Genomic DNA, 23,537 nt, shown 5'->3' with positions numbered 1-23,537 from the left:
CTCTTCAGACGATCGACTGGCCGGTCTCGGCGGAGAAGAGATGCGCGTGGCCGAGGTCGTAGGAGATGTAGCAGGGCCGGTCGACCTCGCCCTCGAAGGCCGGCGAGGTGCGGACCCGGAAGTGATCGTTGCCGGTTTCCACCTCGACCAGAAGGTCGCTGCCGAGGAGCTGGCGGGTATAGACCGTGCCCTCGATGGCGCCGGGCGACCTTTCCAGCGAGACCTTCAGGTTCTCCGGCCGGATGCCGAAGCGCAGGGCCTTTTCGTTGCCGCGCAGGGCCGCCTCGCCGAGCTGGCCATCAAGGTCGATGGTGAAGCCCTTGTGGGTGAGCTTCGGCCGGTCGGCCTCGGTGGCGACCTCGGTGAGGATCAGGTTCATGGTCGGCTCGCCGACGAAGCCGGCGACCCAGGTGTTGACCGGGTTGCTGTAGATCTCCGCCGGCGTTCCGAACTGCTGCAACACGCCGTCATGCATGACCGCGATGCGGTCGGCCATGGACAGCGCCTCGAGCTGGTCGTGGGTGACATAGACCGTGGTGACGCCCTGGTGCTGCTGCAAATGCTTCAGCTCGGTGCGCATGCGGGCGCGCAGCTTGGCGTCGAGATGGGCGATGGGCTCGTCGAAGAGATAGACGGCGGGCTGGCGGACGATGACGCGACCGATGGCGACGCGCTGCTTCTGGCCGCCGCTGAGCTCCACCGGCTTGCGGTCGAGCAGGTGGTCGATCTCCAGGAGCTTTGCGGCGTCAAGCACCTTCTTCGTCACGGTCGCCTTGTCGACGCCGGCCATGCGCAAGGGATTGGCCATGTTCTCCGCGACGGTCTTGTGCGGATAGAGGGCGTAATTCTCGAACACCATGGCAATGTCGCGGTCCTTCGGCGCGAGCTCGTTGATGCGCTTGTCGCCGAACAGGATCTGGCCTGCCGAAATGTGCTCCAGGCCGGCCAGCATCCGCATGGTGGAGGACTTGCCGCAGCCGGACGGACCGAGGACGCAGACGAACTCGCCGTCCCGGCATTCCAGGTTGAGGTCCTGAACGGCCACGGTCTCGCCGTAGTACTTCCAGACGTTTTCTATGCTGATTGCGACCATTGCAGTTGTGCCTTTACTTGGGTCTTGGCCGGGTTTGCCGGCAGCGTTTCTCCGGAGGGTTATTCTTCGGCCGTCATTCCTTGACCGCGCCCATGGTGAGGCCGGCGACGAGGTAGCGGCGGATCAGGAGGCCGAGCAGCATCATCGGCGCGGTGGTGACGACGCCGGCGGCCATGATCTTGCCCCACTGCACGTTCTGCGGCTGGATCAACTCCTTGGTGGCGACCGGAAGGGTCTTGGCGCCGCCGCTGCCGATGATGGTGGCGAACAGGAAGTCGTTCCAGGCAAACAGGATGCACAGCACCAGGAAGGCGCCGATGCCGGGGGCGACGAGCGGCAGGATCTGCATCGTCGCCTGCAGGCGGGTGGCGCCGTCGCACTGGGCCGCCTCCTCGATGGCGTAGGGCACGTTGTCGAAGAAGCCCTTCAGCATCCAGATCGCGAACGGCAGGTTGAACGTCGTATAGGCAAGGATCAGGCCCGGCAGGGTGCCGACGAGGCCGAACGAGCGGAAGATCGCGTAAAGCGGCACGATAACCGCGACCACCGGCGCCATGCGGGTGGAGATGATCCAGAAGAAGACGTCCTTCTTGCCGCGGAACTGGTAGCGCGACATGGAGTAGGCGCAGGAAGTGCCGAGCACGACGGCAACGAGCGCCGAGCCGACCGAGGCGATCAGGCTGTTGGTGAGGTAGGCGCCGAAGTTCTCCTCGGCGAACAGCGCCACATAGTGCTTGAAGGTTGGCGAGAAGTCGAAGAACGACAGCGCACCGAGCCAGTCGCCGACCCGCGGCAGGGTGAAGGCCTCCAGGAGGTCCTTCATGGACGAGCCGACCATGATGATGAAGGGCGACACGGTCCAGATCAGGTAGACGACCAGGAAGACCTGGGCGAGCACCTTGAAGACGCGCGACAGGCCGCTGTCATACTGGACGATTTCGCGGGATGCCATTTGCTGTCAGCCTTTCCTACTCTTTTGGCCGGTTCTTTTGGCCTACTCTTTGGCCCCGTTCCTTGGGCCTAGTCGTCCGTCGTTTCGCCGGCTTCGCCGCTGGCGACCTGCTTTTTCGGATCGTCGAAGATGCGCACCAGGATGAGGCCGAGCACGATGGTCACGATGAGCAGCGTGAAGGCGATGGCGGCGCCGCGTCCGAGCTTGAAGAACTGGAACGAGACGTCGAACAGGTAGACCGGCAGGATGCGCGTGGCGTTGCCCGGCCCGCCGCCCGTGAGCACCAGGATGTGGTCGATGAACCGGAAATTGTCCATGAACCGCAATAGGATGGCGATCAGCAGGAAGGGGTAGATGTTGGGCAGCGAGACGGTAAAGAAATTGCGCAGGGAGCCGGCGCCATCGACCATGTTGGCCTCGAGCTGATCCTGGGGGACGCGCTTCAGGCCGGCCAGCGTGATCAGCGTGATCAGCGGCGTCCACTGCCAGACATCTACGATGACGAGGCCCCACATGGCGGTGTCGATGTCGGCGAGGATCGAGGTTTCGCCGAGGATGCCGATGCTCTGGAACAGCCAGTGATACCAGCCGAACGTGCCGTTATAGAGGTAGTACCAGACGAGGCCGGCCACGACCGGCGACATCATCATCGGCATCAGGAAGACGGTCACCAGGACCTTTTCGAAGCGCGAGCCGTTGAGGATGACGGCGAGCACGACGCCGATGAGGATTTCCAGCGTCAGGCACAGGGCCGAATACTTCACAAGCAGCAGCCAGCCGTCGGTGTATTTGACGTCGCCGAAGAGCCGCGCGTAGTTGTCGAGACCGACCCAGCGGTCGGAGCGGGCGACCGAGACCTTGTGCAGGCTCATATAGATGAGCCAGAAGAACGGGTAGATGGTGATGGCCGCGAGCGTCAGGATGGCCGGCGCCATCAACAGGATGTGGTAGCGGCGCTTCGGCTCCTCGTTGAGCGCGCCCGGCCCGTAGTCGAGCCGGCGCGCGGCATAGCCGTGATCTTCCTCGATCGCGCTGAAGGACGCACGTTTCGCACGGAGTGTTTTCTGCATGACGCTCTCGCAGACAGGGCCGTTTGGCACTTGAAAACGGGGAAACTGGCCAAAGGACGCCGGGAGCCAAGGCCCCCGGCATCGATCCTCGAACCGGCGGCGCTCAGACGCCGTTCAGATTGTCGATCTGCTGCTTGATCGTGGCGCAGGCCTCTTGCGGCGTGGTGCGGCCGGCAAGGCAGTTCTGCGATTCCGCGGCAACGATGTTGTGATACTCGTTGGCCTCGGGGATCTTCGGGCCGAGCACGAAGTGCGGGTCCTTGATGCCGAAATCATAGACCGCATCGAAGGTCAGCGCGTTCGGCATGTCCGTCGGCCGGGTGCGGGCCTTCTGGACCTCCGGGATGTCCATCACCGACTTGCGGGTCGGCGTGCCGCCGACGCCCTTCAGGACGTCGAACTGGGTGTTCTTGGACGTTGCCCAGATGGCGAAGATGTAGGCCGCGCGCTTGACGTCTTCCGAGGCGTTGCCGTTGATGCCGATGCCGCCGATGCCGCAATTGGTGCCGTTGACGGCGTCGCCGCCATTGACGATCCAGTCCGGCGCGCCCTTCGGGCACGGGGCGTAGGCGGTCTTGCCGCCGGCCGCGACCGAGGTCTCGGCGTTCTCCACCGAGGCGGCGAACTCGTGGTACTGGACCTGCATGGCGATCTGGCCGGACTGGTAGACCGTGTTCAGTTCCAGGGTGCCGTTGGCGAGGTTGTCCGGATGGCTGACGTCGCCGAGCGCCTTGAACTTCTCCATGATCAGGACCGACTGTTCGTCGCCCCAGTTGCACGGGCCGGGCTCACGCGAGCCGAGCTTGTCGTCGATGTCGAAGTCGATCCAGCGGCCGTTGGCGAACTGCATGCGCTGGATGTCGAGCTGGGTCGTCCAGGTGAAGTTGCCGTTGTGCTGGGCGTAGCCGTAGGGCACGTCCTCGCCGCCATCGCGCAGCTTCTTGAAGAAGGTGGCGAAGTCCAGAACGTTCTGCCAGGTGGAGTCCTTGGTGTATTCCAGGCGGTAGCCGTATTCGGCCTCGAACTCTTTGGAATATTTCTCGTAGAGGTCCTGGCGGTAGAAGGTGCAGGCGACCGCGGAGTCGTACGGCAGGGCGATCAGCCGGTCGCGGTCGTAATAGACGCCGCAGACGTCGAGGAAGTTCTCGAACCAGGCGTCGCGGCCGTAGCCTTCCGGATCCTGCGGCAGGGTCTCGTCGCCGAGCAGCGGCGTCAGATCCGAATAGAAGTCGGCGAACGGGGCGCCGATCGGCTTGTCCTGGACATAGGAGAGCGCGAAGTCGGAATTGCCGCCGCGCAGGTCGATGCCGACCTTCTGCTGGACGATCGGCAGGCCGTCGGTGATGATCTCCACCTCGATGCCGGTGAGATCGTAGAACGCCTTGATGTTGTCGCGGATGGCGAAGGACGGCGGCGTGTTCTCCGACATGAAGACCAGCTTGGTGCCTTCGTACTGGCGCCACTTGGCGTCTTCGGACGAGGCGGCGCTGACCGGCGTGCGGGTAATCACGGTGCCGAGGCCGACGGTCATCGAGCCGATGCCGAGGGCGGCCGCGGTACCGCCGCCAAGCTCCAGGAACTTGCGGCGGGAAACGGTCTTGTGGACGGAATTCTTCGGTATATAGAACATCGACTTTCCTCCCTAGCTGAGCCGACGCGCCACCCTCGCGATAATTTTTTTCAAGGTGGATCAGCAATTTCTTTTTATGTTGAAAATTTTCGCCATTTTGTTCTGGCTGTCAACAGATTTGATCGAAACTTGTTATGACAAAATCGGCGCTTGGGCTTAGATGCCTCATTTAAAAGGGGTTTTTGGCGCTAAAAATTCTCTGTTCGTGTATTCACAGGATGCGCTCCCGGCGCGCTTCGGACGCGTTTTGAGGGCGCCGATCCAGGAAAATCGTTTTCATGGGTGAGCGGAGGCAGAGGGCTGAAGCGCCGGCGACACTACCTCGGCGCCATCCCGGCCGGAGCGCAGCGGAGAGCCGAGATCCAATGCCCCTCTCAACACGGTATGCCATCGCAACGCCTTCACGGGCCTTGCCCACGCAGGCGCAGAACCCTGCCCGTTAGCGGCATACCGTGAGGACAAGGGCAATGGGCCCCTGGCCAAGCCCGGGGTGACGGCTGAGGGTGTGGCCGATGGCGGAGGCCCTCTAAGCGGCGCATTGCGTTGTAGCCAGCACCCGGGTGCTGGATTGCTTCGCTTCGCTCGCAATGACAACGGAAATTCCCGAGGTTTTTCAGCGTCATTGCGAGGAGGCCGTCAGGCCGACGCGGCAACCCATAAGGCCGCACGAACCGCAAACAGACTCGCCCCCTACTTCTGCAGATAAAACTTCGCCAGATTGGCGGCCGTCGCCTCCAGGGCGTCGCGGGAGTCGGCGCCGGTCTGGAACAGAACGCCCAGATAAATCAGGTAGATGATATAAAGCTGGCACATCCGGCCCTCAAGGAAGTCGCCATAGAGCGGGATCTGCTCGGCCTCGTGGTGCCAGGTGACGAGGGCAATCTCACCGGCCTTGCCGACGGGCGAGTCGGGGCCCGACGTGATGCAGATCGTCTTTGCCTTGTTGGCGCGGGCGGTCGTCAGCGCGTTCGCCACCGTGTCGGTCATTCCCGTATGCGAGACGCCGAAGACGGTGGTCGATTCGTTCGCGGTCGTTGCCGCGATGATCTGGGTGTAGCCGTCGGCGTGGCTGATGGCGTGAACGCCGGCCTTCAGAAGCAGGTGGGCGGCCTCGTCGCAGACGGCCGCGGCGCCGCCGACGCCCATGAACAGCACTTCCTTGGCGTTGATGACGGCGCTGACGGCGGCCTGGATGCTGGCGTGGTCGAGCAGCTTCTGGGTCTCGCCCATGGCCGAGGAAAGCGCCATCACCAGCTTGCGGCTGGTCTCGATCAGCGAATCGGTCTCGTGCATGGCGACGGGGATGTTGCCGATGCGGTGATCGACCGCGCTTTCCGCGCTTTCGGCCGCCAGAAAGAGCTTCATGTCGGCAAAGCCCTTGTAGCCGAGCGCGCGGGTGAACCGGCTCACCGTCGCCTCGCTGACGCCGAGGGTATCGGCGAACTCGGTGATCGACATCTCAAGGCGCTTGTTGGAGTGTTCGCGCAGATAGTCGGCGACCAGGCGCTCGGAGCGCCTGAGGTCCGGATAGCGCTCCTGAATGCGCTCGATAACGTCCTTGGAGACCGGCTCCATCGCTCCCGTCGCTCCTTCTTCGGGCCTTGCGGCGCCACCGTCGCCGGCAACGTCACGGCCCCCGTCCCCGCGTCGCGCCGCCGCGGCACTCTGAGCGAACGCCCGTCGGGCGCGCGCCACGTCACTTGCTTCAGGGCACGGAATTCTCCCGAACGCGGCGTCCGCGCAAGGGCGAAACCTCGCCCCACATTGTCGCGGGCGCACGCTGTTCGATGATCCGGGAGACCAGGCCCTTGTTTTCCCGGCGCATTCGGACCCGGCCATCGGGGATTGCCGACCGGGCGTTTGGTTAACCGATTATGATGAAAACTTTCGGCGAACCAAATCGAAAATTTTTTTCAACATCCTGCTGTTGATGCGATGGTCCGTGTATACACTTTGCGTGGCGCAAGGAAAAATATCTACATCGCGGCGAACTACCGATTTCTCATTTATATTCAATATTTTATTTTAATACGGAGCATTATATCAGGGCCTTTGGAGCCACCTTTTGTCCTAAGACGAAAGTTCCACACACACCGGCACGTCAGCAGAAATGCACCGGCCTCCAATTTCTGGTGAAAATTTCTTTACAACTTGGGCAGCCGCCGTTATAGATTTTGCAAACAGGGTCCGGAAAACGGGCCGAATGCGCCGAAAATACCGGGAGGTACGGGGATGGCAGCCGACAATACGCGGTCGAACACGCCGCCTAAGGAACTTTTGGAAAAACTTTTCACGACGGCCTTCCGAATCCGGACCTTCGAGAGCGGCGGCATCAAGCTCTATCGCCAGGGCCTGGTGCGCGGCTACTTCCATCCCTCCCTCGGTCAGGAAGGCATCGCGTCCGGCGCCTGCGCGGCGATCGAGGACCGCGACTATATCGGCTCGACCCATCGCGGCCACGGCCATTGCATCGCCCGCGGCGCGGAAATCGACGGCATGGTCGCCGAGCTGCTGCAGAAACGCACCGGCTACTGCAAGGGCTATGGCGGCTCCATGCACATCGCCGACATCACCAAGAACAATCTCGGCGCCAACGGCATCGTCGGCGCCGGCACGCCGCTCGGCGTCGGCGCGGCGCTCGCCAACCAGGTGCGCGGCTCGGACGCCGTCACCATCACCTTCACCACCGACGGCGCCACCAACAACGGCACGTTCCTGGAGTCCCTGAACCTTGCCGCGATCTGGAACCTCAACTTCATCCTGATCATCGAGAACAACCAGTACGCCGTCTCCACCACCCTGGAAGAGGCGACGCGCGACACGGACCTTTACAAGCGCGGCGAGGCGATCGGCGTGGAAAGCCACCAGATCGACGGCAACGATCCGCTGCTGGTCTATGAGACCGTGCTCGATGCGGTCAAGAAGTGCCGCTCCGGCCTCGGCCCGGTGCTGATCGAGGCCAAGACCTACCGTCACTCCGGCCACCACGTGAACGACCCCGGCAAATACATGCCCGAGGAGCGGCTGAAATACTACATGGACCGCGATCCGGTGGACCGCGCCCGCGACAACCTCATCAAGCTCGGCAAGATGTCGGCTGAGGAGGTCGCGAAGCTGGAAGAAGAGATCCAACAGGAATTCGACGCCGCGGTCGAAAAGGCCAAGGCTGCCGGCGAGATCTCGGTGGAAGAGTTCCAGGACTTCGTCTCGGCCTACTGACCGCAAAGAGCACAACTCGAACGCCTTTCAAAAAAGGCGCTGAAGAAGAAAAACGGGGAGGATCACGTGGCTGACCGTGAGCTGATGTACCGCGAAGCCCTCAGGGAAGCGCTCTTTGAGGAAATGGAGCTGAACGACGAGGTCTTCATCATCGGTGAGGGCATCGCCGAGCGCGGCGGGTCCTACAAGGTGACCGAGGGGCTGCTCGCCAAGTTCGGCGCACTGCGGGTCCGCGACACGCCGATTTCCGAGGCCAGCATGATCGGCGTCGGCGTCGGCGCGGCGATTGCCCATGCGCGACCGGTCGTCGAAATCCTCTATATCGACTTCGCCATGCTCGGCATGGACCAGATCGTCAACCAGGCGGCAAAGTTTCGGCTGATGACCGGCGGCGAAGGGCGCGTGCCCTTCGTGCTGAGGACGCAAGGGGGCACCGGCGGCGGCGTCGCGGCCCAGCATTCCCAGAGCCTGGAGGCCCTCTTCTACCATATCCCCGGCCTTCGCGTGGTCATGCCGTCGACGCCCCACGACGCCAAGGGCCTCCTCAAATATGCCCTGCGCCAGCCCGACCCGGTGATGTTCCTGGAGCACAAGCACCTCTACATGACCAAGGGCATGGTGCCGGAGGGCGAACTGATCATCGAGTTCGGCAAGGCCGACATCAAGCGCGAGGGCACGGACGTTACGCTGATCGCCTGGTCGAACATGGTGCCGCGAACGCTGGAGGCGGCCGAGCAACTGGCCGGGGAAGGCATTTCGGCCGAGGTCCTCGATCCGCGCACTCTGGTGCCGCTCGACAAGGACGCCATCCTTGCCTCGGTCGCCAAGACCAACCGCGTCGTCATCGTCCAGGAGGCCGTGCGTCGCGGCGGCGTCGCTTCCGACATCGCCTCGATCATCCAGCAGGAGGCCTTTTATGACCTCGATGCCCCGGTGGAGATCGTTGCCGGCATGAACACGCCGATCCCGTTCAATCTGGAACTGGAAAAGGCCTCGGTGCCGCAGACATCAGACATCGTGGCCGCGGCCAAGTCCGTGCTGCACGCCGACAAGGCGGCCTGACCTTCGTTTGCGCACCCCTGCGGCGCGCCTTCGCGAAAGGTCCCGCCATGTCGCCTCCCCGGAATCACCAAGCCCGGCCCGACGACGGGGACAAGGGACATGGCGGGATCACCCCGCACCAGACCCGCGCTTGAAAAGCGCCCGAAGAAGCGATTGTTGAAGAAAGGCGTTGGACCATGGCAGCCCCAATCCTGATGCCCCAGGTCGGCCAGGACCTCACCGAGGGCGTTCTCGTTTCCTGGAACGTCAAGGTCGGCGATCCGGTGAAGAAGGGCGACATCGTCGCCGTGGTGGAATCGGAAAAGGCGAGCTTCGAGGTCGAGGCCTTCGAGGAAGGCACCGTCCTGAAGCTGCTCTACGGCGAGGGCGACAAGGCGACCGTGCTGGAGCCGATCCTCTTCGTCGGCGCCGAGGGCGAAACCGTCGACGGCGGCAAGGCTGACAGCGCAAAGGCGGACGACACGGCGCCCCCTGCCGCTGAGACCGCTGCTCCGGCCGAAAAAGCCGATGCCGCACCGGCGGCCTCCGGCGGGACCGGCTCTTCACCGCTCGCGCGTCGCCTGGCCAAGAAGAACGGCCTCGACATCACCGCCATTGCGGGCACCGGCCCGCGCGGCTCCGTCGTCAAGCGCGACATCGAGGCGGCGCTTGCGAGCGGCTCAGGCAAGGCGCCCGCAGCGGAAAAGCCGGCCGCCGCCCCTGCCCCCGCTGCCGCGACACCCGCTGCCAAGCCGATGCCGCTGCCGGCGGCCGACACCCGCGACCGGGAGGAGCCGTTCACCCGCATGCGCCAGGTGATCGCCGACCGGCTGCTGTTGTCCAAGCAGACGATCCCGCATTTCTACCTGAAGGCCGAGGTCGACGTCAGCGACCTCCTCATCCGCCGCCGCGCCCATCTCGACATGGGCGGCGACAAGGTCTCGGTCAACGACGTCATCGTCCACGCCACCGCCCTCACCCTCCTGGAGTTTCCGCGCCTCAACGCCCATGTCGCCAGCGACCGGGTGGTGCTGAAGGGCCAGGTTAATGTGGGCGTCGCCGTCTCCGTCGAGAACGGGCTGATGGTGCCGGCGATCGAGAACACGCCGTTCCTGAGCCTTGTCGAGATCGCCGCTGCCGTGCGCGAGCACGCGGCCGCCGCAAGGCGCGGCATGACCAAGTCGCAGGCGCAGAGCACCTTCTCGATCTCAAATCTCGGCATGTACGGCGTCGAGGTGATCCCGATCATCAATCCGCCGGAGGCCGGCATCCTCGGCGTCGGACCGATCCAGCGCCTGGTCCGCGAACATCGCGGCGGCATCCAGGTGCGGGACATCCTGCCGCTGTCGCTCGCCGCCGACCACCGCGCCGTCGACGGCGCCTATGGCGCCCAGTTCCTGCAGGCACTGTCGGAGACCATCTCAACCTACAACATGTTCGACGGCAAACTTTCGGCGGCAGCGGCGGAATGAGCAGGGACTACGACGTCATCGTGGTCGGCGCCGGACCGGGTGGCTATGTGGCTGCCATTCGCGCCGCCCAACTCGGCCTGAAGACGGCCGTGGTCGAGCGCGAGCACCTCGGCGGCATCTGCCTCAACTGGGGCTGCATCCCGACCAAGGCGCTGCTCCGGTCCGCCGACCTCCTCGACCAGATGCGGGAGGCGAAGGCCTTCGGCATTACGGCGGGCGAGGCAAAGCCCGACATCGCCGCCATCGTCAAGCGCTCGCGCGCCGTCTCCGCCCAGCTCAATGGCGGTATCGGCATGCTGCTGAAAAAGAACAAGGTCGACGTGATCTGGGGCGAGGCGCGGTTCAAGGACGCCCATACGCTCGAGGTCGCCGCCCCGACCAAGAAACCGGCCGAGCCGGCCCACCCGGCACCGAAGGGCATCAAGGGACAGGGAACCTACAGCGCAGAACACATCATTGTCGCGACCGGCGCCCGGCCACGTGCGCTGCCGGGCCTGGAGCCCGACGGCAACAAGGTCCTCACCTATTTCGAGGCGATGGTCCCCAAGGACGTGCCGAAATCGCTGCTGGTCATGGGATCCGGCGCCATCGGCGTCGAATTCGGCTCGTTCTACCGCTCGCTCGGCGCCGACGTCACTATCGTCGAACTGCTGCCGCAGATCCTGCCGCACGAGGACGAGGAGGTCGCCGCCTTTGCCCGCAAGCGCTTCGAAAAGCGCGGCATCCGCGTCCTCACCGGCACCAGGGCGACGAAGCTCGACAAATCCGGCGCCGGCGTCACCGTCACACTGGAAGGTGCCGACGGCAAAACCGAGACCGTCACCGTCGACAAGGTCATCTCCGCGATCGGTGTTGCCCCCAATACGGAAAACCTTAGCCTGGAAACCATTGGCGTGACGACGGATCGCGGGGGCATCGTCACAGACGGGCTCTGCCGGACCAACGTTGCCGGCGTCTATGCCATCGGCGACGTCGCCGGCGCGCCGATGCTGGCCCACAAGGCCGAGCACGAGGGCATCCTGTGCGTCGAGGCCATCGCCGGCATGGACGCCCATGCCCTCGACAAGACCCGGATCCCCGGCTGCACCTACTGCCACCCGCAGATCGCCTCGGTAGGCCTCACAGAAAAGGCCGCCAAGGACGCCGGCCACAAAATACGCATCGGCCGCTTTCCCTTCATCGGCAACGGCAAGGCCGTCGCCCTCGGCGACACCGAGGGCTTCGTCAAGACCGTCTTCGACGACGAAACGGGAGAACTCCTCGGCGCCCATATGGTCGGGCCGGAAGTCACCGAGCTGATCCAGGGGTTCGCCACCGCGATCTCCCATGAGACCACCGAAGAGCACCTCATGCACACCGTCTATCCGCATCCGACGCTGTCGGAGGCGATGCACGAGAGCGTGCTCAGCGCCTATGGGCGCGCCATCCACATCTGACCCCGCCCACCTTTCGGAGGAGCCATCATGCCTCTCGTTCACATGAAGCCGATGCTGAAGACCGCCAAGGCCGCCCGCTACGGCATCGCCGCCTTCAACATGATCGACTACAACAGCGCCCGCGCCATCGTCGACGGGGCTGAGGAGATGAACGCGCCGATCATCATCCAGGTCTCGGTCAAGACCATCAAGCTGTGGAGCCACAAGACGCTCGGGTCCTGGGTCGCCGCACTTGCCGCCGATGCCGATGTGCCGATTGCGCTCCATCTCGACCACTGCAAGGACCTCGACGTCATCAAGGGCTGCATCGACAATGGCTGGACCTCCGTCATGTTTGACGGCTCGGCAGACCCGTTCGAGGAAAATGTGAAGAAGTCGAAACAGGCCTACGACATTGCCATGGCCGCCGGCGTCGGCCTTGAGGCCGAACTCGGCGCCATTGGCGGCGTGGAGGACGACAAGTTCGTCGCCGAGGACGAGGCGATCCTCGCCGATGTCAACGAGTGCCTCGCCTTCTGCAAGGAAATGCCGGAGCTCGCCGTCTTTGCGCCGGCCATCGGCACCGCCCATGGCGACTACAAGGGCGAGCCGAAGATCGCCTATGACCGGCTGGAAAAGCTGACCAGCATCATCGATATTCCGATCGCGCTGCATGGCGGCACCGGGCTCACCGACGAGCAGTTCACCCGCTGCATCCAGTCCGGCTGCGCCAAGGTCAACATCTCGACCATGCACAAGAAGCATTTCGTCGACGGCTTCTGCGATGTGAAGACAAAGGAACCGCCGGTGAAGGAGCCGATCCCCTATATCGAGGCCCAGTACGAGACCATGAAGGCGGGTGTCATGGACATGATCCGCACCTTCGGCTCCGAGGGCAAGGCCAGCCAGATGAAGGCGGCGTAAGATGGCGGAGATGCAGGCCCTCATCTTTGACTGCGACGGCGTCCTCGTCGACACCGAGAGGGACGGCCACCGGGTTGCCTTCAACAAGGCGTTTGCCGCCAAGGGGCTCGATGTCGAATGGTCGGTGGAGCGCTACGGCGAGTTGTTGAAGACCGCCGGCGGCAAGGAGCGCATGCGGCGCCATTTCGACGAAACGGACTGGCCGGTGCCGGAGCACGAACGCGATGCTTTTATCCTCGACCTCCACAAGCTGAAGACCGGCCTCTTCATGGAGCTGATCGAAGGCGGCGCCCTGCCGCTTAGGCCCGGCATTGCCGCAATCGTCGACGAGGCGATCGCTTCGGCCAAAAAGCTCGCTGTCTGCTCGACTTCCAACGAGCACGCCGTGCAGGCCGTCGTCGATGTCCTGCTCGGCCCGGACCGCGCCAGGCATATGCCGGTCTTTGCCGGCGACATGGTGCCGAGGAAAAAGCCGAACCCGGACATCTACAACCTCGCCAAGGACAAGCTCGGCCTCGACCCGGCCGCCTGCGTCGTCGTGGAAGACAGCGAGATCGGCATGAAGGCGGCGCTCGCCGCCGGCATGCACTGCGTCGTCACCACGTCGTCCTACACGGCAGACGAGGACTTTTCCGGCGCCGACAAGGTCGTGCCGAGCCTTGCCGAGGTCATCCTTGCCGACTGCAAGGCGCTGACCTGAGTTTTCGAGTCTTCCAGACCCTCTGGAACGTCCTGCCCGCCGATCCGTCGGCGGGCTTTTTTGTTTAAGGTTGAAACTAAATCGGACGCTAATGAAGCCAGTCGCCAACCCGCCCTACCCCATTCTCCCGACCTTAGCCGTTCCCAGCCCGTCTTCGATATCCGCCCAGCGGTCGTGCTCGTTGACGTCCTGGAGAATGGACGGGTCAGTGAGCGCGAAGGCGGCGATTTCGTCCTTGCGCAGCGCGACGACGCCGGGCTGGGCGAGCGCGTATTCCAGGAAGCGGCCGATCGCGCGGACGCGGTGCGGGCGGCCGGCGATGCGGTCGTGGAGGGAGATCGACATCATCCGCCGGCGCCTCGCCGCCTCCTCGTAGAGCTGGTCGAAACCGTCCCTCAGCTCGCGCTCGAAATCGTGGGCGGAAAAGCCATAGCGCTCGAACTGGATGATGTCGTTGTGCTGCAGGGTATAGGGCACGACGGCGAAGGGTTTTTGGCGCACCGGGATAACGAAGGGCTCGTCGCGGCTGACGTCGTCGATGTGGTAGGTGAAGCCGAGGTTGGCGAGGATTTTCAACGTGTTCGCCGTCGGGCGCATGGCGGCGCTGTTGTAGCCGAGCGGCCGGGTGCCGGTGGCTTTCTCGATGCTCGCCACGTTCGCCTCGATGAAGGCGCGCTCGGCGTCCGGCTCCATGTCGTATTGCGGGACCCAGTCGCGTCCGTGGGCGGCGGCCTCGTGGCCGCGGTCGACGATCTCGCGGGCAACTTCCGGCGCGTTGTCGACGGCGGTGCCGACCATGTGGGAGGTGACCTTGATGCCGAGCCTGTCCCACAGATCCATCATCCGCTGCAGGCCTTCCACATAGCCGTAGCGGTACCAGCTCTTGGTCGGGTAATCGAGGACGTCGTCCATCGTGCCGAGGCCGTCGAGCGGGCCCGGCGCGCCGTAGAGGACCTCGCCGCCGGCCTCGAACTGCATGGAAATGGACAGCACCAGACGGGCGCCGTCCGGCCAGAAAGCGGCCTCGGTCATTTTTTTGTCCTTTGCAGAGCGGGGAGCGTCGATGCCGGCGACATCGCAATGCCGCCGGCACTCAAGAGACAAAATCAGCTCAGGTGGTGCACTTCCGACATGCCGTAGACAGGCGTCGGGATGCCTTCCTGGCGGGCCTTCAGCTGCAGGGCGACGTAGCGCGAATAGTGGCGGGACTGGTGCAGGTTGCCGCCGTGGAACCAGAGCGCTTGCTGCTGCGTCGGCTTCCACATGTTGCGCAACTCGCCTTCCCAGGGACCGGGGTCCTTTGTGGTGCCGGAGCCGAGGCCCCAGCACTTGCCGACCTTGTCGGCGACCTCCTGGGAGATCAGTTCCGCCGCCCAGCCGTTCATGGAGGCATAGCCGGTGGCCAGCACGATGAGGTCGGCGGGAAGTTCCTCGCCGTCGACGATGAGGCCGTTTTCGGTATAGGCGGTCGCCTGGCCGGCCCTCAGCTTGATCTTGCCGCTGGCGATCAGTTCCGAGGCGCCGACGTCGATGTAATAGCCGGAGCCGCGGCGCAGATATTTCATGAAGAGGCCGGACCCGTCCTCGCCGAAATCGAGCAGGAAGCCGGCCTTTTCCAGGCGATCGTAAAACGCCTTGTCGCGCTTGCGGACCTCCGCATAGACGGGCTTCTGGACGTCGGCGAGGACCGCATAGGGCACCGAGGCGAAGGTCATGTCGGCCGTGTGGGTGTCGATGCCCTTTGCCAGCGCCTCCTCCGAATAGAGCGGGCCGAGGCCGAGGTCCATCAGGGTCTCCGACTTCACCACATGGGTGGAGCTGCGCTGCACGATGGTGACGTCGGCGCCGTGCTCATAGAGGTCGGCGGCGATGTCGTGGGCGGAGTTGTTGGAGCCGACGACGAGCACCTTCTTGCCCTCATAGCCGTCGCCGCCCGGATGCTGCGAGGAGTGCTGGATCTCGCCCTTGAATTTGTCGCGATCGGCGAACTCCGGGATCATCGGCCGGCCGGACATGCCGGTCGCCAGCACGAGCTGCTTCGGCCTGAGGGTCACAGGCGTTCCGTCGCGCACCACCTTGACGGTCCACTCGCCCTTTTCCTCGTCATAGGAGGCGCTCTCGCAGACGGTGCTCGCCCAGTAGTTCAGCTCCATGATCTTGGTATAGCTTTCCAGCCAGTCGCCGATCTTGTCCTTGGGCGAGAACACCGGCCAGTGCTCCGGGAATGGCAGATACGGCAAATGGTCGTACCAGACCGGATCATGCAGGCAGAGCGACTTGTAGCGCTTGCGCCAGCTATCGCCGGGGCGCTCGTTCTTCTCGATGATGATGGTGGAAACGCCGTTACGGCGCAGCCGCGCGCCAAGGCCGATTCCGCCCTGGCCGCCGCCGATGATGACGCAATAGGGCTGCTCGGTGGTGCCGAGGGAAGCCTCCTCCGCCTGGCGTTCCTCCAGCCAGGTCTTGCGGCCGGGCTGGACCCGGTGCTCCACGCCGCTTTCGCGGGTCGTGCCCTTCTTCTCCTCGAACCCCTTCAGTTCGGTCATTGCCGTCAGCAGAGTCCAGGCGCCCTCGGCGTTGAGGCGCAGATGGCCTTCGCCGCGGGCGACCTCCGTCTCAAAGCGGATCCAGCCTTCCGTGATGCCGTCCGCCTCGCTGGCGTCGCCGACCAGTTCCCACTTCACCGGCTTTGCCGTCGAAAGCGTCGCCTCCAGCATGTCGCGGATCCGGTCGCGGCCTTCCATGGTCTTGATGTTCCAGGTGAAGGTCAGGAGATCGCGCCAGTAGCAGTCGGTGGCAAAGAGGCCGACGGCGGCGTCGATGTCGCCCTTCGCCAGGGCGTCGGAGAATGTCGCCAGCCAGGTGGCGATCTTCCCGTTGGGAGCGTGAATATCCATGGCGTTTCCTCGGTTTTGGTTTTTTGCAAATTATTTTCACAATGATCCTCTACTTGCGGCAAAAGTCAATATTTCTGAAAATTTTGTTCATGGATTTTGGTATCGCCGGCGAGGCTTGGCGCGCGTTCTCAGCGACGCGGAATGGGGCGTTCCGCCGTGCCCGTAGCCTTATGAGTCCTTTTCGGGAATACTCGGACGGGAATGGCACGAATCGGCGGATTGGACGCGAGAATGACCGGACCGGTCGTCACGGTGGCATCGTTGAAGGGCGGCAGCGGCAAGACGACCCTTGCCTGCTGCCTGGCCGTGCACTGGCAATTGAAGGGGCTCCGGCCCCTCCTCGTCGATGCCGACCCGCAGCGCTCGGCAACGCGGCTTGCCGAGCGGGAGGCCGCGCTCGGCGGCGTCGCGCTGCTGGAAGAGGCCGATCCTGGCGTCTGGCAGGCGATCAAGGCGCGGCGCGCGGGCCACGGCATCACCATCGTCGACACGCCGGGCTTCGACAGCGAGATCACCGTCGCCGCCCTTGCCGTCGCCGACCTCGTGCTAATTCCGGTCAAGGCTTCGCCGCTCGACGTCGACCGGATGATGGATACGGTCAAGACGCTGATGAGCGGGGTCAAGGGCTGGGCGCCGACGTTCCGCTGCGTTTTGACCCAGACGACCCCGGGCAGCGTCATCGCCCGCCATGTGCGCGCCGACCTTGCCGAGAGCGGCTTTCCGCTGCTTGCCGCCGACATGACCAACCGGGTCGCCTATGCCGAGGCCGCGCTCTATGGCGCGACGCCGAGCCTGACGGCGGCCGAGGGGCCGGCCGCGCGCGAGATTGCCGCGATCGCCGATGAAGCCGAGGCGCTGCTGTCCACCAAGAAGGCGCTGACGGCATGACCAAGCGGCTGCCGAAGACCTCGACCCGCACCCTCGACGACCTGCGCGATGCGGCAAGTGCGGCGCTGGCCGAGGAGAACCGGCCGAAGACGCGCGCGCCGGAAAATCCCGCCGCCGACGCCACGGCGCCGACGGAGAGGACCGCGCGGGACGAAAAACCCGACCGTCTGCCGGAGCCCGTGGCGCCCCCCAAGCCTGCGCCAACCTCCCTTCCCGCCGTTGCCGCCTCCGTTCCCGCGCCCTCGGGCCTGCCGACGAAGGCCGCGTTCCGCGAGGCATGCGCGCGCCTCATCATCGAGCGGCACGCCAATTTCGGTGCCGTCGCCGGCCTCGTGCCGGTGCCGGTGGTCGACCTTGCGGCGATCGCGGCCATTGTGGAGCGCATGCTGCGCAAGCTGTCGCGGCTCTACGGCCGGCCGCTCGATACGGACCGCAGCCGGCGGCTGGCGACGGCCATGCTGACCGGCATGGCGGCGCCCGGGATCGCCAGCTTCACCACCAACGGCCTGTTGAAGATGACGCCGGGGCCGCACATTCTCGGCGTCGCGCTGACCTCGGTCTCCGCCGTCGTGCTGGTGCGCATCGTCGGCGAGGTCTATCTGGAAGAGTTGCAGGGCGAGGCGGCTTAAACTGCGGCCAATGCTTTGCGGCGGCAGTCGCCGACGGCTGACGCCCAAGAAAAACTGTGGCCGGGCCGCGCCAACTCTTTCCATTATCGACCTAAAAGAGTACCGTTCGCAGCGCGTTCCGTTGGTCGTCTGACCAACACGATTCCCATGGCCCGGCGCGGTGGCGGGCCCGGACACCTTTCGAGGAGGCATGAATGGCGACCAAGGCAAGCGCTGCAAAGGCAGCCGAGGCGGAGGCGGTGGAAGCCGCCGCAGAGGAAGAATTCGACGTCGCGCGCGAGCTGACGGCCGATAATCTCATCAAGGACTATGTGATCGCCTCGGTGGCGGCCAGCATCGTCCCCATCGCCTTCTTCGACATCGCCGCGGTGGTCGCGATCCAGCTCCGCATGATCCAGAAGCTGTCGCAGCTCTACGGCAAGCCGTTTACCGAAAGCCTCGGCCGCAAGGTGATCTATGCGCTTGCCGGCGGCGTCGTCGGCTATGGCGCCGGCTATGTGGTGGCCGCCAGCGCCACCAAGCTGATCCCCGGCATCGGCTGGATGGTCGGCATGGTCTCGCTGCCGGTGGTGGCGGGCGGCGCGACCTTCGCGGTCGGCCGGTCGATCGTCAAGCATTACGAGGAAGGCGGCACGCTGCTCGACTTCAACGCCAGCAAGATGCGCGCGTTCTACAAGGAGCAGTTCGAAAAGGGCAAGGATCTCGCCCGCAAGGTCAAGGACAAGACCGAAGAGACGGCGGAAAGCGCCGCGTCCTGAGCCTTTCGACAGCCGCAGAATTCAGATGCCGCCGGTCCGGAAGGGCCGGCGGCATTTTTCGTTGCGGGCGGTCGGCTCGAAGTGCGTCAGGCGGCCTCTTCCGCCCGCGCCTCCTGCAGGAAGGCATTGACTGCGCTCGTCAGCTGGATGGCGACTTCGCCAAGCTGGTTGCCCGCATCCTCCATGACCTGGGACTGCTGGCGGGTGCTCTCGATCGTCGTTGTGACGTGCCGGACGTTCTCGGACGCCGACGTCGCTCCATCGGACGCATAGGTGATGCTCTGAGTGATTTCCGCCGTCGCCGCTTCCTGCTCCTCGACAGCCGCGGCGATCGCGCTTGAGACCGTGCGCACTTCCTCGATCTTGCTGACGATGTTGCGGATGGAGTCCACGGCCGTCTTGGTCGAGACCTGAACGCCGCCGATCTGGTTGGCGATCTCGTCGGTCGCTTTTGCCGTCTGGTTCGACAGTTCCTTGACTTCCGCAGCGACGACCGCGAAGCCCTTGCCGGCCTCGCCCGCACGCGCCGCTTCGATCGTCGCATTGAGCGCCAAAAGGTTGGTCTGTTCGGCAATCGCCCGGATGATCTCGATCACTTCGCCGATCTTGTCGGCGGCATCGGCAAGGGCACCGACATCCTGATCGGTTTCTTCGGCCTTTTGCGCAGCCTCGGTGGCGACGGCGGTGGCGGTCGTCGCCTGGCTGGAAATCTCCCGGATCGAGGCGGAAAGCTCCGTTGCGGCCGAGGCGACCGTCTGCACATTGTCCGTCGCGCTGGCCGTCGCCGATGAGGCGGCAGTCGCCTGGGTTTCCGCGGTCTGGGCGATGCGGACCATGTCGGTCGCGGTCGCTGTCACGTTGTGGGTCTGGGCGGACAGCCGCTCCTGGACGCTGCCGATACTCGCCTCGAACGTCTTGATGCCGTTTTCCAGTTGCTCGCGGCGCCGGCGCCGGCCGAGCCGGGCTGCCTGCTCCACTTCCTCAAGCCGGCGGCTCTCCAGGATCTTGTCGCGGAAGACCTTCGACGCACGGGCAATGTCGCCGAGCTCGTCGGAACGCTCCGCGTCCGGATTATCGATGTCGACATTGCCGTCCGCGAGCTCGGCGATCGTGTTCCGTTGCCGCTTCAGGGAGCGGATGATAGACCGGACCTGTGCGACGACGAAGATGGCCACGACGACGCCCAATCCGGCGACCATGCCGACGAACAACAGCATCTGATTGAAGAGAGAGGCGGCACCGGCCTCCGCGGACCCCTCCGCGCGATGCACCAGTTCGTCGCTGACCTGCTTGATCATGTCGAGGCGCCTGGTGGCGGCCGCGAACCAGTCGAACGCCTTGATCCCTTGCGCGTCCCGGGTGTTCGGAAGGTCCTGAAGAACCGTTCGCCAGGCCTCGACCTGCTCCACGTCGGGCCCTTTGACCGTGTCCTTGAAGAGCGCCTTTTGCGCGTCCGACGAATTGGCCTCGAACTCATGCAGATAGGCCTTTTCGGCGCCGAGCATCGACATGTAGCGCAGGAACTGCGGATATTCGAAGCTGCCGTTCGCGGCCATCGAGGCAAGCAGAGCCGAGCCGAAGGCGCGCTCCGTGCCGCCGGCTTCCTTCGCTTCGACCAGGGACAGGAACGGGATCAGATTGCCGGAAATATCCCGCGTCGAGCTCAGTTCGATGACCGCCACGATGACCGCGACATATTCCGTGATTTCCTCGGTGAATACCTTGATCGCCTCGGCGCTGGACTTGCTCCTGTCGTCGATGCCGGCCCGGATGACCCTGATCTCCTCCTGGGCATCGAGGACACCGCCGATATCTTCGATCTTCCCGGTCACGCGCTCGTCCATCGCGTTCACCCGGGACCAGAAGACGTCCGCGGATGCATCGGTCAGCTTCCTTTGCTGGTCGACCACCGCACGCGCCTTGTCCGTGAACCCGCCGTTCATATAGGCCGCGGTCGCGCCGCGCTCCTTCTGGATCTCGTGCACCAGATTGGCGGCATCTTCCGCCATGACGGTGAGCGGAACCATCGTCCGGATTTCACTATAGGTCTCGTAGCGTTCGAGCATGGTGTTCCCGGCCAGGCCGACAACCGCGAGCGATGGAATGAGCGCGGCAAGCGCAATTTGCAGCGTAATGTTCTTCAAGGCCGTCTCCTCGGAACTAGGTACTGCCGAGAAAAATGCCTTCCATGAATTGATTTTCATTTAATGCACGCCAATAAATGTACCGTAGTACACAATATTAGTGCGCGTATACTTCATATAAATACAGAGACGCGGATGCCGCGAGCATTTTCCTGCGCAGGCGGACCGGACGGACTGGTCCGGTCAGGCCCTGCGGCGGCGGCGGCGGGTGACGGTCGTGCGGCGGGTGCGGTCGGAGGCCAGGAGCACGATGATGCCGACCAGCGGGCTGAACAGGAACGAGACCAGGAAATTGCCGGCAAAGCCGAAGCGCGTGTCGCGACCGATCATGCCGATGATCCAGCTCGCCACGACCCAGATGAGAAAGATCCACGGGTTCACGAAAATCGTCATTGGTCTCGTCTCTCCTGGTCGGGGCGGACACCCTCGTTCGGCGCGGACCAGCTTTCCGTGCTGGTCTCGCCGGCGTCCTGATCGAGGGTATCCCACTTCGTGGGGATTTCATAATGGGCGGCGGTGCGGAACTCCGTGCCGTCGTGGCGGACGATGAAGACCTCAGTGTCGGTGATCAGGCCGTTGCGATCGAACACCAGCGGCCCGGTGACCCCGACGAAGGGCTTCTTGTAGCGCGCCACTTTGAGGATGTCCGACAGCCGGTCCGGGGCGCGCGATCCGGCGCGCATCGCAGCGTCGCGCACCAGCGTCACCGCATCGTAGCCGAGGGCCGCATCAAGATCGGGCATGGTGCCGAACGCCTTCTGGAAGTCGTCGACGAAGGTCTTGGCGCGCCCGGAAATGTTCTCGCGATTGTAGAGCGATACGCCGATGACGTCCTTCATCGCCTCCTTGCCGACGGTCTTTTCGATCTCTTCGGAAAACAGGTACTCCATGCCGAGGATCGGCACGGTGAGGCCGAGGTCGCGGCTCCTCTTGATGAACTCCGCCGTCTCCGGGATCGACGAGGAGACGACGAAGAAGGCGTCGAAATCGGTTCGCTTGAAGAGCTTGTTATCGAGGATGAACATCAGGAGCTGGTCGACCGACCGCCGGCCGCTCGCAAGGTTGCCGCGGAACACCAGATCGGCGCCGGCATTGGTGATCGCCGCGGTGAAGAAGGCCGCGCTCTCCTTGCCGTAGTCGGTCTTGTCGGAGAGCACGATGAAGCGGCGGATGCCCTGCTTCAGGGCATAGTTCGCCACCACCTCGGCGTTGGTGGCGTTGTCCGGCTGCATGGCGAACACGGTGTTGAAATCGTGGTTGGTCAGCGAGGCGGCCGTTGCGTGGGTGGCCAGGAACAGCACGTCGTTCAGGCTGTAGATGGAACTGGCGGCAACGGCGGTGTCCGACCACTGGTGGCCGACGACGGCGAGGAGGTTCTTGGTGCGGGCGATGCGACCCGACAGGGCGAGCGTCTGGGCGACGGTCGATTCCAGCGGCGTCTCGTCGGAATGGACCCGCTCGCCGTAGGAAACGAGTTCCAGCTTCCTATCGAAGAGACCGTCATGGGCGGCGTTGATCCGGTCAACCGCCATCCGGGCGCCGCGCAGGAAGCTGTGTTCCTCGCCGCCCGACCCGTAGACCGCAACGATCCTCAGATTGTCGTCGGGCGGGCCGAACAGGAGGACCTGGACCCGGGAGACAAGATCGGTCCGGCCCGTCGCCTCGGTCAGCGCCAGGACCGACAGGGCGAGCGCAAAGAGCGCGGCGAGAACGAGCCAGACGCTGACCGCCGGGCGCTCGGCGATCTCCTCCCGGTCGAGGGCGTCCTCGTCAGCCATTGCGCCTAGCGATCGCCGCCGAGGATCAGCGGCAGGCCGTCCTTGCCGGAGCCGATCACCACCGTCTTGGAGTTGGGCGAGGTGGCGAGCTGCTTCGTCGCCTGCACGCCCTGCCAGCGCAACAGATCCTCGTTGAGGCTCTTCTTGATGGTGTTCTGGTAGCGCATGATGCCGTCGGCCTCGATCTCCTTGCGCTCGGCTTCCTTGCGCTCGATGCCGATGCGGTATTCGTAGGCCTTCTGTTCTTCCGAAAGGGTCAGCTTGCGCTCCACCGCCAGCCGCACGGCGGGCGGCAGCTCGACGCTGCGCACCAGTACGTCGTCGACGATGACATAGCGGTCCTCCACATTCGTCAGGCTGCTGACGACGATCGATTCCAGAAAGCCGCGCTTGCTGGTGTAGACCTGTTCCGGCGTGTACTGGCCGACGGCGCGGCGCAGCACCGCTTCCGTTTCCGGAAAGACGATCTTGTTGAGGTATTCCGGGCCGACGGTGACGTGGAGCAGCGGCAGCAGCCGCAGATCGGGCTGGTAGCGGACGGCGATCTGCAGGTCGATCGGCAGGCCGCCCTGGGTCAGCATCGTGTAATTGCGTTCCTTGGTCTGCAGGCGGACGTTGTAGACATACATCCGGTTCCACGGCCAGATAATGTGCAGGCCCTCGCCGTAGATCTGGTTCATCTCCGTGCCGGAGACCCAGCGATAGAGCACGCCCGCCTCGCCGGATTCGATGGTGATGACGATGCGGCTCCAGAGCAGCGCAAGGACGACGCCGACGCCGATCAGGAGGATGAGGCCATAGAGCTGGAACCGGCGACGGCGTTCGCCGCCGAGGGCCTCTTCGTATTCCTCGAATTCGTCTTCGTCGTCGAGCGTCATGTCGCCGACTCACCTTTGCAAAATTTGCGCGCGCACCGACTATACGGTG

Annotated in this window: 20 protein-coding genes; 9 read left to right on the top strand and 11 right to left on the bottom strand. The window is 64.3% G+C overall.

Annotated features, from left to right (window positions below):
* Positions 1-4: 4 nt before the first annotated feature.
* The 5 genes from CH339_RS01715 to CH339_RS01695 all read right to left on the bottom strand — a co-directional run bounded on the left by CH339_RS01715 (position 5) and on the right by CH339_RS01695 (position 6,320).
* Complete coding sequence (locus tag CH339_RS01715) at positions 5-1,093, bottom strand: ABC transporter ATP-binding protein (RefSeq protein WP_111432550.1); 1,089 nt, start codon at positions 1,091-1,093, stop codon at positions 5-7.
* Between the two features lie 73 nt (positions 1,094-1,166).
* A complete protein-coding gene (locus CH339_RS01710; RefSeq protein WP_111432549.1) occupies positions 1,167-2,045 on the bottom strand; it encodes a carbohydrate ABC transporter permease in 879 nt (292 codons plus the stop codon).
* A gap of 68 nt (positions 2,046-2,113) precedes the next feature.
* Positions 2,114-3,115 carry a carbohydrate ABC transporter permease gene (locus tag CH339_RS01705; protein WP_111432548.1) on the bottom strand — a complete coding sequence of 334 codons (1,002 nt, stop codon included), beginning with the start codon at positions 3,113-3,115 and terminating at the stop codon, positions 2,114-2,116.
* 103 nt (positions 3,116-3,218) lie between these two features.
* Positions 3,219-4,745, bottom strand: a complete 1,527-nt coding sequence (locus CH339_RS01700) for an extracellular solute-binding protein (RefSeq protein WP_111432547.1) — start codon at positions 4,743-4,745, stop codon at positions 3,219-3,221.
* A 690-nt stretch (positions 4,746-5,435) separates the two neighbouring features.
* Positions 5,436-6,320 carry a MurR/RpiR family transcriptional regulator gene (locus CH339_RS01695; protein WP_170138355.1) on the bottom strand — a complete coding sequence of 295 codons (885 nt, stop codon included), beginning with the start codon at positions 6,318-6,320 and terminating at the stop codon, positions 5,436-5,438.
* Between the two features lie 657 nt (positions 6,321-6,977).
* Here CH339_RS01695 and CH339_RS01690 point away from each other — a divergent pair.
* The 6 genes from CH339_RS01690 (at position 6,978) to CH339_RS01665 (ending at position 13,516) form a co-directional block, all read left to right on the top strand.
* The gene (locus CH339_RS01690; protein ID WP_111432545.1) at positions 6,978-7,964 is read left to right on the top strand and encodes a thiamine pyrophosphate-dependent dehydrogenase E1 component subunit alpha; all 987 of its coding nucleotides are present in this window, start codon (positions 6,978-6,980) and stop codon (positions 7,962-7,964) included.
* A gap of 84 nt (positions 7,965-8,048) precedes the next feature.
* The gene (locus CH339_RS01685; RefSeq protein ID WP_111432544.1) at positions 8,049-9,026 is read left to right on the top strand and encodes an alpha-ketoacid dehydrogenase subunit beta; all 978 of its coding nucleotides are present in this window, start codon (positions 8,049-8,051) and stop codon (positions 9,024-9,026) included.
* 176 nt (positions 9,027-9,202) lie between these two features.
* A complete protein-coding gene (locus CH339_RS01680; protein WP_111432543.1) occupies positions 9,203-10,477 on the top strand; it encodes a dihydrolipoamide acetyltransferase family protein in 1,275 nt (424 codons plus the stop codon).
* The gene (gene lpdA, locus CH339_RS01675; RefSeq protein WP_111432542.1) at positions 10,474-11,913 is read left to right on the top strand and encodes a dihydrolipoyl dehydrogenase; all 1,440 of its coding nucleotides are present in this window, start codon (positions 10,474-10,476) and stop codon (positions 11,911-11,913) included. Before CH339_RS01680 ends, lpdA begins: the two co-directional genes overlap by 4 nt.
* Positions 11,914-11,940: 27 nt before the next feature.
* Positions 11,941-12,816, top strand: coding sequence for a class II fructose-bisphosphate aldolase (locus tag CH339_RS01670; protein ID WP_111432541.1), 876 nt, complete (start codon positions 11,941-11,943; stop codon positions 12,814-12,816).
* 1 nt (position 12,817) lies between these two features.
* Complete coding sequence (locus CH339_RS01665; protein WP_111432540.1) at positions 12,818-13,516, top strand: HAD family hydrolase; 699 nt, start codon at positions 12,818-12,820, stop codon at positions 13,514-13,516.
* A gap of 114 nt (positions 13,517-13,630) precedes the next feature.
* Here the strand turns inward: CH339_RS01665 and CH339_RS01660 are convergent, their stop codons facing one another.
* The gene (locus tag CH339_RS01660) at positions 13,631-14,548 is read right to left on the bottom strand and encodes a polysaccharide deacetylase family protein (protein ID WP_111432539.1); all 918 of its coding nucleotides are present in this window, start codon (positions 14,546-14,548) and stop codon (positions 13,631-13,633) included.
* A gap of 74 nt (positions 14,549-14,622) precedes the next feature.
* On the bottom strand, positions 14,623-16,413 hold the full coding sequence (locus CH339_RS01655) for an NAD(P)/FAD-dependent oxidoreductase (RefSeq protein WP_111432538.1): 1,791 nt from the start codon (positions 16,411-16,413) through the stop codon (positions 14,623-14,625).
* Positions 16,414-16,644: 231 nt separating this feature from the next.
* Between CH339_RS01655 and CH339_RS01650 the strand changes: the two genes are divergently transcribed.
* From CH339_RS01650 to CH339_RS01640, 3 genes are all read left to right on the top strand, one after another.
* The gene (locus tag CH339_RS01650; RefSeq protein WP_170138354.1) at positions 16,645-17,301 is read left to right on the top strand and encodes an AAA family ATPase; all 657 of its coding nucleotides are present in this window, start codon (positions 16,645-16,647) and stop codon (positions 17,299-17,301) included.
* Positions 17,298-17,930, top strand: coding sequence for a YcjF family protein (locus CH339_RS01645; RefSeq protein ID WP_111432536.1), 633 nt, complete (start codon positions 17,298-17,300; stop codon positions 17,928-17,930). The genes CH339_RS01650 and CH339_RS01645 overlap by 4 nt, the downstream gene beginning before the upstream one ends.
* Before the next feature lie 194 nt (positions 17,931-18,124).
* A complete protein-coding gene (locus CH339_RS01640; protein ID WP_111432535.1) occupies positions 18,125-18,688 on the top strand; it encodes a YcjF family protein in 564 nt (187 codons plus the stop codon).
* Between the two features lie 86 nt (positions 18,689-18,774).
* Here the strand turns inward: CH339_RS01640 and CH339_RS01635 are convergent, their stop codons facing one another.
* The 4 genes from CH339_RS01635 to CH339_RS01620 all read right to left on the bottom strand — a co-directional run bounded on the left by CH339_RS01635 (position 18,775) and on the right by CH339_RS01620 (position 23,488).
* Positions 18,775-20,832: a methyl-accepting chemotaxis protein gene (locus CH339_RS01635; RefSeq protein ID WP_201240858.1), complete on the bottom strand. Its 2,058-nt coding sequence runs from the start codon at positions 20,830-20,832 to the stop codon at positions 18,775-18,777.
* Between the two features lie 183 nt (positions 20,833-21,015).
* Complete coding sequence (locus tag CH339_RS01630; protein WP_111432533.1) at positions 21,016-21,225, bottom strand: hypothetical protein; 210 nt, start codon at positions 21,223-21,225, stop codon at positions 21,016-21,018.
* Positions 21,222-22,610 carry an ABC transporter substrate-binding protein gene (locus CH339_RS01625; protein WP_111432532.1) on the bottom strand — a complete coding sequence of 463 codons (1,389 nt, stop codon included), beginning with the start codon at positions 22,608-22,610 and terminating at the stop codon, positions 21,222-21,224. The genes CH339_RS01630 and CH339_RS01625 overlap by 4 nt, the downstream gene beginning before the upstream one ends.
* A gap of 5 nt (positions 22,611-22,615) precedes the next feature.
* Positions 22,616-23,488: a prohibitin family protein gene (locus CH339_RS01620; RefSeq protein WP_111432531.1), complete on the bottom strand. Its 873-nt coding sequence runs from the start codon at positions 23,486-23,488 to the stop codon at positions 22,616-22,618.
* Between the last annotated feature and the right edge of the window lie 49 nt (positions 23,489-23,537).

It is taken from the genome of Rhodobium orientis (assembly GCF_003258835.1).
GTDB lineage: Bacteria > Pseudomonadota > Alphaproteobacteria > Rhizobiales > Rhodobiaceae > Rhodobium > Rhodobium orientis.
This window is presented reverse-complemented; position numbering and strand designations above follow the sequence as displayed.